This window comes from Streptomyces sp. ICBB 8177 (assembly GCF_003144095.1).
GTDB lineage: Bacteria > Actinomycetota > Actinomycetes > Streptomycetales > Streptomycetaceae > Streptantibioticus_D.
Window position 1 is genome coordinate 582,528 of the sequence record NZ_NSKH01000023.1, and the last position, 11,916, is coordinate 594,443.

The 11,916-nt window shown below is 71.4% G+C and carries 10 protein-coding genes; 1 reads left to right on the forward strand and 9 read right to left on the reverse strand.

The annotated features are described in order from the left end of the window. Nucleotides 1-22: 22 nt before the first annotated feature. The 4 genes from CK485_RS22995 to CK485_RS23010 form a co-directional block, all read right to left on the reverse strand. On the reverse strand, nucleotides 23-937 hold the full coding sequence (locus CK485_RS22995; RefSeq protein WP_109453759.1) for an MBL fold metallo-hydrolase: 915 nt from the start codon (nucleotides 935-937) through the stop codon (nucleotides 23-25). Between the two features lie 137 nt (nucleotides 938-1,074). Next, nucleotides 1,075-1,818, reverse strand: coding sequence for a L,D-transpeptidase family protein (locus CK485_RS23000; RefSeq protein WP_109453760.1), 744 nt, complete (start codon nucleotides 1,816-1,818; stop codon nucleotides 1,075-1,077). Between the two features lie 244 nt (nucleotides 1,819-2,062). Beyond that, nucleotides 2,063-2,974 (reverse strand): helix-turn-helix transcriptional regulator, encoded by a 912-nt coding sequence (locus tag CK485_RS23005; protein ID WP_109453761.1) that lies wholly within the window; start codon nucleotides 2,972-2,974, stop codon nucleotides 2,063-2,065. A 108-nt stretch (nucleotides 2,975-3,082) separates the two neighbouring features. Beyond that, nucleotides 3,083-3,331: a DUF397 domain-containing protein gene (locus tag CK485_RS23010; protein WP_109453762.1), complete on the reverse strand. Its 249-nt coding sequence runs from the start codon at nucleotides 3,329-3,331 to the stop codon at nucleotides 3,083-3,085. 250 nt (nucleotides 3,332-3,581) lie between these two features. On the opposite strand from CK485_RS23010, the gene CK485_RS23015 reads away from it, so the two are divergent. Beyond that, nucleotides 3,582-4,106 carry an ATP-binding protein gene (locus CK485_RS23015; RefSeq protein ID WP_109453763.1) on the forward strand — a complete coding sequence of 175 codons (525 nt, stop codon included), beginning with the start codon at nucleotides 3,582-3,584 and terminating at the stop codon, nucleotides 4,104-4,106. Nucleotides 4,107-4,197: 91 nt separating this feature from the next. Here the strand turns inward: CK485_RS23015 and CK485_RS23020 are convergent, their stop codons facing one another. The 5 genes from CK485_RS23020 to CK485_RS23040 all read right to left on the reverse strand — a co-directional run bounded on the left by CK485_RS23020 (nucleotide 4,198) and on the right by CK485_RS23040 (nucleotide 11,855). After that, on the reverse strand, nucleotides 4,198-5,040 hold the full coding sequence (locus CK485_RS23020) for an SAM-dependent methyltransferase (RefSeq protein ID WP_109453764.1): 843 nt from the start codon (nucleotides 5,038-5,040) through the stop codon (nucleotides 4,198-4,200). Nucleotides 5,041-5,144: 104 nt separating this feature from the next. Then, entirely contained in the window at nucleotides 5,145-6,200 is a 1,056-nt protein-coding gene (locus tag CK485_RS23025) for a LacI family DNA-binding transcriptional regulator (protein ID WP_109453765.1), read from the reverse strand. 77 nt (nucleotides 6,201-6,277) lie between these two features. Next, nucleotides 6,278-8,479, reverse strand: coding sequence for a discoidin domain-containing protein (locus tag CK485_RS23030; RefSeq protein ID WP_109453766.1), 2,202 nt, complete (start codon nucleotides 8,477-8,479; stop codon nucleotides 6,278-6,280). A 301-nt stretch (nucleotides 8,480-8,780) separates the two neighbouring features. Beyond that, nucleotides 8,781-10,898, reverse strand: a complete 2,118-nt coding sequence (locus CK485_RS23035; RefSeq protein ID WP_109453767.1) for an ABC transporter ATP-binding protein — start codon at nucleotides 10,896-10,898, stop codon at nucleotides 8,781-8,783. Nucleotides 10,899-10,931: 33 nt separating this feature from the next. Next, a complete protein-coding gene (locus tag CK485_RS23040) occupies nucleotides 10,932-11,855 on the reverse strand; it encodes an ABC transporter permease (protein WP_241968545.1) in 924 nt (307 codons plus the stop codon). Nucleotides 11,856-11,916: the final 61 nt, after the last annotated feature.

Sequence of the window (11,916 nt, forward strand, 5' to 3'; positions counted from 1 at the left end):
GCCCCGGCATCCCCCTCAGGGCTCAGGCGCAGCTCGGGATCGGGCCCCCGACGATCGCGAAGGTGTCCGCGGCCAGCTGCCCCATGTCGACCGTCGTGCCCTCGAACTCCGCGTAGCAGGCGTGCAGGTTCATCACCAGGCGCTCCGGCTCGCGCAGCCCCGCGAACCGACTCGCGTCGATGGAGCGCGCGGCGTCGAGCGGCGAGAGGCCCTCCGCGTGGGCGTCGCGCGCCACGTCGAGGATCCAGCGCAGGTAGTCGGTGGTCGCCTCGACCGCCTCCAGGCCGCAGGGCTCGCCGTGACCGGGCACGATCAGACGCGGCGCCAGCTCGTCGATCTCCTCCAGGGTGCGCAGCAGCCCGGTCGGCGAGCCCTCGGCGAGCATCGGGGTGCCGCCGTTGAAGATCAGATCACCACTGATGAGGACGCGGTCGTCGGGCAGCCACGCGTACACGTCCCCGTGGGTGTGCGCGGCCCGGCCCGGGTGGCGCAGCTCGACCCGGCGCTCGCCGCTCCACAGCTGGAGCCGCTCGGCGAAGGTGACCGCGGGACCCGCGGCCCGGATGTCGCCCCACTCGGGTCCGGCGAACATCGGCAGCACGGCGTGGTAGTCCTCGCGCAGCACCCGGTCCCGGCAGTAGGGGTGCGAGACGATCGTGGCACCGGCGAACAGGTGGTTGCCGTGGGTGTGGTCGCCGTGGTGGTGGGTGGCGACCACGGTGCGCACCGGCCGGTCGGTGATCCGGGCGATCTCGGCCTGGTACGCGGCGGTACGAGCCTCGGTGGCGGCGCTGTCGATCGATATCGCCGCCTCGGGACCGTCGATCAGCACGGCGTTGTTGAGGTACCAGCCGCCGTCCGGCTGGATGTACGCGTGCACGCCGTCGGCGACGGCGACCATGCGGGGGGCGGACGGGGCGGCGGGCTGCTCGGTCATGAGGCCTTCCGGGACGCGAGGGAACGGGCGGCGCGAGTGTAGCCGCGCGCCCACCAGGTCCCGCCGGGCGCCCCCCGTTCCGTTCCGCCGGCCGGGACGGGTCCGTCACGGTCCGTCCGCCAAGCGCCGACCGCCGTCTACCGGGCCAGCCAGCTCGCGGCGCCCATCACGATCACCGGGTGGCGTGCCGGGTCCAGCGCCCGCAGCAGTTCCTTCATATGATCCTGCGTCAGGCTCACGCAACCGTGGGTGGGCCCGCCGTGGTCGACGTGGATCCAGATGCCACCGCCGCGCGAGGCGCCCATCGGCCGCTCGGTGCTCAGCGGGGACGTGCCGGGGACGTGGTTGTAGTTGATGGCGATGACGTAGTTGAACGCGCCCGCCAGCGGCTCGCCCTCGAAGCCGGCGCCGGTCGCGGTGAACCCGTAGGAGTGGGTGTAGGGCAGCTTGGTGCCCGGGTTGGCGAGCAGTCCGCCCGCGTCGGTGAGGGTGTACACCCCCTCGGGGGAGTGCAGGTCGCCCTCGTGGTGGTCGGTGGTCCAGCCGTTCAGCGCGTTGTGCGCGGGCCAGGACGCGCCGGCCCGCCAGCCGTCGGCGGTGCGCTGGTAGAGGACCACCGTGGAGTGCGGGGAGTGCTCGTCCTCGCCGGTGACCAGCACGACCTGCTGCGCGTCGGCCGGGATGCGGGCCGCGGTGCGCGGGCCGACGCCGGGCAGCCGGTCCGCCGGCGCGTGGCCGCCGTCCGGCGAGACGTTGGCGGCCGCGGTCGGGGGCTTGCCGTCGGCGGCGGTGCCGGCCCCGTGCCCTCCGCATCCGGCGAGTGCCCCCACGGCGAGCAGGGCGAAGGCGGCTGAGGTCAGCGGAGTGCGGCGCGCGGGCATTGCGTGGGGGCCTTTCGAAAGCCTCGGGGTCCGGAGCGGGCGGATCCTATGGTGTCCACCCCTGCTCACAGCTTAAGGGGCGCGCACTCGCGCCCCCGGCGCCCCACGGGCGATCTCGGCCACGCCGCTGAAGTGGCCTACACGGCACGGCCCTTCCGGCGGCCTGCGAACGGGCGTGTCGCGCCGTCGCGCACGGGTTGCCGTGCGGCGCCCGCCCGGGCGCTCCAGGGCAATCCCGTTCGGACTAGGCCTCGGCGAGCAGCCGCTTGAGGAATTCGGCGGTGTCCTTGGGCTGTTCGGCCTCCGCGGACAGCCGGTCCATCACCGACATGTAGTTGTCGACGTCGTCCAGCTTGTCCAGGTACAGGGCGCTGGTCAGCTGTTCGAGGTAGACGACGTCCGGCAGGTCCGGCTCCTGGAAGCGCAGGATGGTGATCGGGCCGCCCGCCGCCGCCAGCCCGCCGATGTCGAACGGGGCCACCTGCACGGTGACGTTCGGCAGCTCGGTGATCCGCAGCAGGTGCTCCAGCTGACCGCGCATCACCTCGCGCCCGCCCAGCGGCCTGCGCAGCGCCGCCTCGTCCACGACCGCCCACAGCCGCGGCGCGTCGGGCGCCTGGAGCAGCTGCTGGCGCTTCATGCGCAGCTCCACGCGGCGCTCGATCTCGCGCTGCGACGCGTGGCGGTACCCCAGCCTGGTGACCGCTCGGGCGTAGTCCTCGGTCTGCAACAGGCCGGGCACGAACTGGACTTCGTAGGTGCGGATCAGGGAGGCGGCCTCTTCGAGACCGATCAGCGTCTCGAACCACTGCTCCAGCACGTCGCCGTACTGCTGCCACCAGCCGGGCATCCCGGCCTGCCGGGCGAGTTCGAGGTACTGCGCGCGCTCGTCCGCGTCGTGGACCTCGTAGAGGGTGAGCAGGTCGGAGACGTCGCGTTCCTTGCAGCCGACGCGGCCGAGTTCGAGGCGGCTGATCTTCGCGTGCGAGCCGCGGATCGCCTCGCCGGCCTGCTCGCGCGTGATGCCGTTGCGCATGCGCAGCTTGCGCAGTTGGGTTCCCAGCACGATGCGCAGGACGGTCGGGCCACCGCGAGGGTGCTCCAAGTAACGCCTTATCGGCGGTTCGCTGCTGCTCGGCCGCATCATGGCGGTCATGACGACTCTCCTGAGTGACGGGGCGAGCACTCAGTCTCGCATCCACGTGGCCGGTTGGTACAGCCGTGCGTGGGGAACGAGCCGCCCCGGCCGCCGTCCGCGCGGTGGCTACCGCCCGCCGTCGCCGATCAGCGTGTCGAAGTCGCCGTCCTTGGCACCGCCGATGAACGCCTCGATCTCGGCACGGGTGTAGATGAGCGCCGGGCCCTCCGGGTGGCGGGAGTTGCGCACCGCGAAGCCGCCCTGGGGGAGCGCGGCCACCTCGACGCAGTTGCCACCGGGGTTGCTGCGGGCGCTCTTCTTCCACACCACGCCCTCGATGAGCGTGGACCGCACGCCGTTGTCGATCTGCCGCATTCCAGCCCGCTCCTTCGTCCTCGCTGACACACGACCACTCGCGCAAGTGACCTGACGCGCAGTCAACTTCGTTTGCACGTGCATCTGTGCTTACGGGTGTGTTTGCCGCTGCACTTACCGATGCACTTACTGGTGTGCTTGCCCGTGACTGTAATTGCAGATGTGCTTGCAGCGCCAGCGTCGCGCGGGAATAGTAGGGCGGGCAGGAAGACCTTCGTGACGACTGTCGAGAGGCTCCGCGGAGAGCGTGATGACTACACATCCGGTCGGCTCACCAGCACACTCCGCCGGGGACGGATCCCGCAAGCACTGGCTCGCGCTGGCCGCCGAGGGGGCGTTCCCCTCCGGCGACGAAGGCCGCGGCGCCTCGGGATTCGCCGCCTGCGCCCTCGAAGGCGAGCCCCAAGCCGTCCCGGGGGCACGGAAGTTCATCCGCTCGACGCTGGACGGCTGGGGGATGGCCGCGCTCTGCGACGACGCGGCGGTGATCGGATCCGAACTGCTGGGCAACGCCCTGCGCCACGGGCTCACCGGCCGCGGCGAGCGGCCGCTGTCACCGCACCCGATCTGGCTCGGGCTGCTGCGCAGGGGGGACACCGTGCTGTGCGCGGTCTCCGACCCCAGCTCCGAGACCCCCTGCCTGCGGGCGCCGGACGACCTGGCGACGAGCGGGCGCGGCCTGCGCGTCGTCGACCGCCTCAGCGACTCGTGGGGCTGGACCGAGCCGGACGCCGTGGGCAAGGCCGTCTGGGCGGTCGTCTCGGGCCGCGCCTGAGGGACGCTCAGCCAGTCAACGCGCCTGAATTCTGGGGGAGTTGCCCCCCTCCGGCACCAGGCGGCGGGCGCATGGACGCGAGGTCAGGCGGTCAGGGCTTGCGCGCCACGCCCGCGTACAGCGGGATGTCGGTGGGGGACAGGCTGTCCGTCCCGACGTTCACCGGATCCGGACGCCACCGGTGCACCACCTCGACGCCCGGGTCGACCAGGTCGAGGCCGTCGAAGAACCTCAGTATCTCGGCCCTCGTACGACTGTTGACGTGCGATCCCTTGGACTCGAAGTTGTCCGACACCTGCCGCAGCGCCTCCGGCTCGAAGTCGGCGGTCACATGGCTGAGCGCCAGGTAGCTCCCCGAGGGCAGCGCGTCCATGATCCGGCGGACGATCGCGTGCGGATCGCGTTCCTTCGGCAGCCAGTGCAGCACGGCGAAGAGCGTCAGCGCCGTCGGCTGCTTCAGGTCGAGGGTCGCGTTGAGCTCCGGATCGTCCAGGATGCCGGCCGGATCACCCAGATCACCGTGGATGTACGCGGTCGCGCCGTCGGGGTGGGAGGTGTGCAGGGCGCGCGAGTGCGTCAGCACGATGGGGTCGTTGTCGGCGTAGACGACGCGCGAGGACGGCGCCACCCGCTGGACCACCTCGTGCAGGTTGGGCGAGGTGGGGATGCCGGTGCCGATGTCGAGGAACTGCCGCACGCCCGCCTCGTCGGCCAGCCAGCGCACCGCGCGGTGCATGAACGCCCTGTTCTGGCGGGCCGTGGGCACCGCGCTGGGCAGCGCCGCCACGGTCTCCTCGGCTGCCGCGCGGTCGGCCGGGTAGTTGGTCTTGCCGCCCAGCAGTACGTCGTACACCCGCGCCGCGTGCGGTCTGTCGGTATGCAGGTCCACCGGCGGCCTCGGGTTCGCCTTCATCCAGTCGGCGGCCTCCGCCATCACCCGTGCTCCCTCCCGCGCGTGGCCGACCCTGTTGTCAACCCGTCAGCCAGCCTAGCCCGACCGCCGCTGTCCGGATCCGTCGTTCACCCGGTCCACACACCTCAGGACGAACGCCTGACCACGAGTTCCGGATCGAACACCCGTGAGTGTGCGGGCTGTTGGGGATCGTTGATCCGCGCCAGCAGGGAGCGGGCCATCTCGGCGGCCATCGCCTCCACCGGTTGACGGACCGTCGTCAGCTGCGGTTCGCAGGCGAGCGCCGCGCTGCTGTCGTCGAAGCCGACCACCGCGACGTCGTCCGGCACCGACCGCCCGCTGCGGTGCAGCACCGGCAGCGCCCCGAGCGCCATCAGGTCCGAGGCGATGAACACCCCGTCCAGGTCCGGCCGCCGCTGGAGCAGCGCGGTCATCGCCACCGCGCCGCCGCCCTGCGTGAAGTCGCCCTCGACGCTCACCACGTCACCCAGCCCGTTTCGGGCCGCCGCCGCGGTGAACCCGTCGAGCCGGTTGCGTCCCGAGGGCATGTCCAGCGGTCCGGTGATCGTGCCGACCCGGCGGCGGCCCCGGGCCATCAGGTGGTCGGCGGCGAGCGCGGCACCGGCGGCCTGGTCGACGTCCACCGAGCCGATGGGCAGGTCCGGCCGCGACGGGCGCCCGGCCAGCACCGCGGGCAGACAGGACGCGGCGAGCAGTTCGGGCAGCGGGTCCGCGGCGTGCTGCGAGATCAGCACCACGCCGTCCACGTGCCCCTGCCGCAGGTAGCCGACGAGCCGGTCGCAGGAGGCGTCGTCGTCGGCGAGCATCAGCATCAGCTGCACACCGGCCGGCCGCAGCACCTCCAGAAGCCCGCTGACCACCCGGCCGAAGTGCGGATCGCTGAACATCCGGCCCACGAACGGGCTGGAGACGGTCAGGTCGCGGCTCTCGGATACCACCAGCGCCACGGAGTCGGTGCGCCGGGTCACCAGGGAGCGGGCGGCCCGGTTGGGCACGTAACGCGTGGCGTCGACGGCCCGCTCGACGGCGCGGCGCAGTGCGGGGTCCACCGAAGCGGCACCGTTGATCACCCGGGAGACGGTCGCCCGCGACACCCCGGCCACGCGGGCGACGTCCTCCAGCGTGGCGGGCCGGGCCGGGGGTGTGGCGTCGCTGCTCATCGGCCCTTTATATCCGTGGCCGCGCCCCTGGCGGGAGGGGGCGCGGCCGTTCTTGACACGGGTGAAGCGTGCCGGATCTACGGGTAGTTGGTGAGGTAGACGTTGTTGGTGGTGGAATCGGCCGCCGCTCCGGCCGAGTTGATGACGTGGTCGATGGTCCCGACGCCGCCGAGCGAGACGGTCAGCAGGTCGTGGAAGCTCACCCCGGCCGCGTCCGGCGCCTGGAACGCGTGGTCGTTGACCACCGCCGGATCGACGTCGAAGTAGCAGTAGCTGCCGACGCCCCACGCCTCGTGGCTGGTCACGCCGGGGGCCACCTCGTAGGCGGGGTAGCCGTCCGTCGAGCCGTCCATCCAGGAGGCCTGGTCCGGCGGGTCGTAGGGGTTCTCGTTCTGGAAGAAGTAGGTGCGCCCGCCGTTGCCGTTCCAGAGCACCTCGGTCTTCTGGTAGTGCTCCACGGCCAGCCCGTACATCGTCACGTCGGCGCCGTTGACGATCAGGCCGGTGTCGGCGGTGTTGCTGCTCCAGCCGACGCCCGAGCCGTGGTCGGCCCGCCACAGCCACAGGTTGTCGCCGATGGTGTTGTCGGCGTTCACCACCAGGCTGTCGGTGGCCTTGCCGACGCCGTCGCCGCCGATGCGTACGTACACGTCCTCGATCGACTGCGGGTCGGAGGCGTGGCTCGCCGTCGAGCCGGGTGTTCCCATCTGCACCAGCTGCGCCGAGTCGGTGGTGCCCGCGTCGATGAGCAGGTCGTCGATCTGGGCGCCGTTCACGTCGGCGGTGCTGATGGCGGTGACGCCGCCGTCCGGGACCAGGGTGGCGAGGCCCAGGCCCAGCACGATCTGGTCGGGGTGGGTGACCTGGAGGGTCTGGTCGAGGTGGTAGACGCCGGGCGTGATCAGCAGGTCGTCACCGGCGGCGAGCGCGGCGTTCATGGTCTCGGCGCTGTCGCCCGGCCGGGTCACGTAGAAGTCGTGCATCGGCAGCGAGGTGCCGGGCGTGGTGCCGCCCGTCCAGGTGGGACCGGTGGTGTTCTGCTGGAGGGATGGCACGTACACGTGGTAGTCGCCCGAGCCGTCGACGTACAGGAACGGTTTCTCGCGCGAGTACGGGGTCTGCGCGACGGTGGTGTACGTGGGGTTGGGGAAGCTGGTCGCGGGCGCGTTCGGGTCGCCGACGAAGACCTGGTTCCACACCCCGTTGCTCCAGCTGCCGAAGTCGGTGTTGCGGGTCATCCACTGCTGCTGGGAGCCGGAGAAGATTTGGCCGCTGACCCGGGAGTCGGACAGGAAGCCGCCGGAGGACCATCCGTCACCGCTCGGGTCCAGCTTCAGCTCGCCGTGCACGTCCACCCGGCGCAGCGAGGCGCCCTGTGAGACCGCCCAGGTGTCGGTGCCGCTCGGCGGGGTGATCGACAGGTTCTCCGCCTCGCGCCAGAAGTTCTGGGTGGCGTTGCCGTTGTTCCAGCCCGCGTCGGAGGTGACGTAGCCGTTGATCTGCGTGTCGTCGGGGGACAGGCCGAGGCCGGCGATCTGGGTGTTGAAGCCGATGTTGGCCTGCACGGAGTAGGTGCCGGGCTTGAACAGCAGCGCGTCGCGCTCGGTGCCGAACTGGTTGGACTGCTGGGTGGCGAAGACCGAGTCCAGCGTGGACTGGATGCTGGAGGCGGACATCGACGGGTCGAATATCTTGACGTTGGGCCCGAAGTCGGGGGTGTCGGAGGTCGGCGGGGGAGTGCCGCCGCCGTTGCCGCCCGGGGTGCCGTAGACCTGGAACTCCCAGAGCGAGTACCCCCACTGGGTGGCCCGCTGGGTGCCGTACATCCGCACGTAGCGCCCGCTCCCGCTGACGTCGAGCGTCTGGGTGCCGCCGGTGCCGGAGGTGGTCGAGTAGAGCGTGGTCCAGTTGGTGCCGTCGGCGGAGGTCTGGATCTGGAAGGCCTTGGCGTACGCGGTCTCCCAGTTGAGGACCACGCGGTCCACGGTGACGGTCGAGCCCAGGTCGACCTGGAGCCACTGCGGGTCGCTGAAGGCGCTGGACCAGCGGGTGCCGGTGTCGCCGTCCACCGCGTCGGAGGCGGGGAACGCCGAACTCTCGGTGGACGAGGCGGTGGCGGCCCTGCCCTGCGACAGCAGCGAGTCCGCGGCCCGGGCGGGCACGGCGGGGGCGACCAGCGCGGCGGCGACCACCAGCAGCACGGCCCACAGCGCGAGCGGACCGCCGCGCCGCCAGGGGAGTTGACGTCGCGTCAGGGCGCGACCGGTTCTCAGGGGCATGCACTTCTCCTGCCGGAGGAGGGGTGGGGGTGTTTCCGTCAGAGAGCGCTCTCTCGGAGTGTCGCGACGCCGCTTCGAAGGTGTCAAGGCATGGGACACGCCCGCCTGTGCGCAGCCACGGACGGCACCGGGACGTACCGTCCCAATCGAGGCGTCACGGCCTGAGGCCGCGTCAATATCCCTACAAAACCTGCAGGGTTGACGCCCGGTGGGCCGTCAACCCTTGATGATGTTCGTCGCACATGGGGCGGTGGGGTGGCGGTACCCGGCGTACCGCCACCCCACCGCGTGCGGGGTCCCGTCAGACCGCGGCGGTGGCCTCCCCCTCCGCCTTGCCGGTCGAGGTGCCCGGGGCACCACCGGCGGCGCCGTCGGCGGGCGCGGAGCGCTCCACCGGGGTCTGCAACGGGAAGTGGCAGGCCGCGACGTGCCCGTCACCGAACAGCCGCGGCAGCGGCTCCTCCTCGGCGCACCTGTCCTGCGCGAACGGGCACCGGGTACGGAACCGGCAACCGGACGGCGGGGCCAGCGGCGAGGGCAGCTCGCCCTTGATGCCGCCACCGCGCTTGCCGCGCTCCACCTCGGGCTCCGGGATCGGGATGGCCTCCAGCAGACCGGCGGTGTACGGGTGTGCGGCCCGCTCGTAGATGTCCTGGCCGGAGCCGACCTCGACCATCTTGCCCAGGTACATCACACCGATGCGGTCGGCCAGGTACTTCACCACCGCGAGGTCGTGCGAGATGACCACGTACGACAACCCGTGCGAGGCCTGAAGGCGCTTCATCAGGTTGAGGACCTGGGCCCGGATGGAGACGTCCAGCGCGGAGACCGGCTCGTCGGCGACGATCACCTTCGGGTTGAGGGTGAGCGCCCGGGCCAGCCCGATGCGCTGCCGCTGCCCGCCGGAGAACTCGTGCGGGAACCGCTCCAGCGCGCTGGTGGGCAGGCCGACCTCGCCGAGCAGCTCCTTGACCCGGTCGTTCTGCTCCTTGGCGGTGCCGATGCCCTGGATCTGCAACGGCTCGCGCAGGATGGCCCCGACACGCATGCGCGGGTCCAGCGAGGAGTACGGGTCCTGGAACATCATCTGCAGGTCGCGGCGGTGCCGGCGCAACTCGCGGCCGCGCAGCGAGTCGATCTGGGTGCCCTCCAGCGTCACCCGCCCGCTGTCCGGCTTGTCCAGGCCGACGATCATCCGGCCCAGCGTGGTCTTGCCGCAGCCGGACTCGCCGACCAGGCCGAAGGTCTGCCCGGCGCCGAGCGAGAGCGACACCCCCGAGACCGCCTTGACGCTCACCTTGCCGCGCCGCAGCAGCCCGCCCGCGACGGGGAACTCCTTGACCAGGTCGACCACTTCGAGCAGCGCACGCGCGGCCGGTGCCTCGTCCGCTCCCGCCCCCTCCGCGGGAGCGGACTCCTGCACCGACACCGTGGCGGGCGGCAGCGCCCCGTCGACCGGGTGCCAGCAGGCGAACCGGTGCGAGTCCTCGGAACCGGTCAGCTCCGGCTCCTCGGTGCGGCAGCGGTCGGTGGCGTGCGTGCAGCGCGCCGCGAACCGGCAGCCGGCCGGGGGGTTGGACAGGTCCGGCGGCAGACCCGGAATGGTGTACAGCCGCTGGGTGTTGTCCTGCGCCAGCCGCGGGATGGAGGCCAGCAGACCCTGGGTGTAGGGGTGCCGCATACGCGCGAACAGCCGGTCGGTGGTGGTCGTCTCGGCGATACGGCCCGCGTACATCACATTGATGCGGTCGGCGTGCCCGGCGACCACACCCATGTCGTGGGTGATCAGGATCATCGACATGCCCAGGCGGTCCTTGAGGTCCGCGAGCAGCGTGAGGATCTGCGCCTGGATGGTCACGTCCAGCGCGGTCGTCGGCTCGTCGGCGATCAGCACCTTGGGCTCGCAGGCCAGCGCCATCGCGATCATCACGCGCTGCCGCAGACCGCCGGAGAGCTGGTGCGGGTAGTCGCTCAGCCGCTCCTTGGGCCGCGGCAGACCCACCAGCGCCAGCACCTCGGCGGCCCGCTCCATCGCCTCGGCCTTGCTCGCCCCGCGGTGCAGCCGCACCGGCTCGGCCACCTGGTAGCCGATGGTCTTGGTGGGGTCGAGCGAGGACATCGGGTCCTGGAAGACCATCGCGATCTCGTTGCCGCGGATGCCGCGCAGTTCGCTGTCGGGCAGCCCGACCAGTTCGCGCCCGGCGAGGCGGATGGAGGACTCCTCCAGCACCCGGCCGCCCGGCGGCAGCAGGCCCATCAGGGACAGGCCGGTCATCGACTTGCCGCAGCCGGACTCGCCGACCAGGCCCAGCGTCTCGCCCGCCTTGAGGTGGAAGGAGACGTTCTCGACCGGGCGCACCACCGAGCGGGACAGCTGGATGTGCGTGGTGAGGTTCTCGACCTCGAGCAGCGGAGCCATTGTGTTCCTCGTTTCCGTCACTGTCCGCTCCCGTCAGCGCTTGCGCAGTCGTACGTCGACGGCGTCGCGCAGTCCGTCGCCGATCAGGTTGAACGCCATCACGACCAGCACGAGGGCGATACCGACCGGGAAGACCAGCCACCAGTAGCCGTTGGACAGGTTGTCGGCCGCGTCGGCGATCTGCGAACCCCAGTCGGTGTGCGGGTAGTGCACACCGAAGTTGAGGAAGCCGAGGGCCGCGAGGGCGAGGATGGCGTCGGCGATCTGGAAGGTGATGTTGACGATCACCGTTCCCATGGCGTTGGGGATCAGGTGACGGAAGATCAGCCGGGTGCGGCTGCCGCCCATCACCCGGGCCGCGGAGACGAAGTCGCGCACCCGCAGGGTGAGCACCTCGCCGCGCACCAGGCGGGCCGGCACCAGCCAGGAGAACACCCCGAGGATCAGCGACAGGTTCCACACGTTGGAGCCGTAGCGGTGCGCGATGATCAGCACCACCAGCAGGAACGGCAGCGACAGCAGGATGTCGACCACACGCATCATGGCCGCGTCCACCACGCCGCCCAGCAGACCCGCCACCGCGCCCCACAGGGTGCCGATGACGGTGGCGATGACGGCGGCGAGCAGGCCGATCTCCAGCGAGGTCTGGCCGCCCAGCATCAGGCGGCCGAGCACGTCGAAACCGTTGGAGTCGGTGCCCAGCGGACCGTTGCCCGGAGGCTGGTCGGTGTTGAGCAGGTTCGTCGCCACCTGGTCGGTGTGGTAGACGAACGGGCCGACGAAGCAGAACAGCACGAAGAACACCAGGATGCCCACGCCGAGCAACGCCAGCTTGTTGCGGGCGAACTCACGCAGCGTCAGCTTCCAGCCGGTCTGGACCTCGACGGCGATGTCGCCCGCGTCGGTGGAGGCGGTCGCGGGGTCGGCCGGCGGCGGGGGCGGAACGATCGTGGTCACTCGGTCTCCTCCGTCGATCCCGGAGCGGGCTGCGGGGCAGGGCTGTCGAACAGCGGGTCGT

Excerpts from the sequence above, each read along its gene's own strand:
- CK485_RS23035 (WP_109453767.1), bottom strand. The coding sequence starts at position 10,898 with ATGGCTCCGCTGCTCGAGGTCGAGAACCTCACCACGCACATCCAGCTG.
- CK485_RS23010 (WP_109453762.1), bottom strand. The coding sequence starts at position 3,331 with ATGCGGCAGATCGACAACGGCGTGCGGTCCACGCTCATCGAGGGCGTG.
- CK485_RS23025 (WP_109453765.1), bottom strand. The coding sequence starts at position 6,200 with ATGAGCAGCGACGCCACACCCCCGGCCCGGCCCGCCACGCTGGAGGAC.
- CK485_RS22995 (WP_109453759.1), bottom strand. The coding sequence starts at position 937 with ATGACCGAGCAGCCCGCCGCCCCGTCCGCCCCCCGCATGGTCGCCGTC.
- CK485_RS23020 (WP_109453764.1), bottom strand. The coding sequence starts at position 5,040 with ATGGCGGAGGCCGCCGACTGGATGAAGGCGAACCCGAGGCCGCCGGTG.
- CK485_RS23030 (WP_109453766.1), bottom strand. The coding sequence starts at position 8,479 with ATGCCCCTGAGAACCGGTCGCGCCCTGACGCGACGTCAACTCCCCTGG.
- CK485_RS23005 (WP_109453761.1), bottom strand. The coding sequence starts at position 2,974 with ATGACCGCCATGATGCGGCCGAGCAGCAGCGAACCGCCGATAAGGCGT.
- CK485_RS23015 (WP_109453763.1), top strand. The coding sequence starts at position 3,582 with ATGACTACACATCCGGTCGGCTCACCAGCACACTCCGCCGGGGACGGA.
- CK485_RS23000 (WP_109453760.1), bottom strand. The coding sequence starts at position 1,818 with ATGCCCGCGCGCCGCACTCCGCTGACCTCAGCCGCCTTCGCCCTGCTC.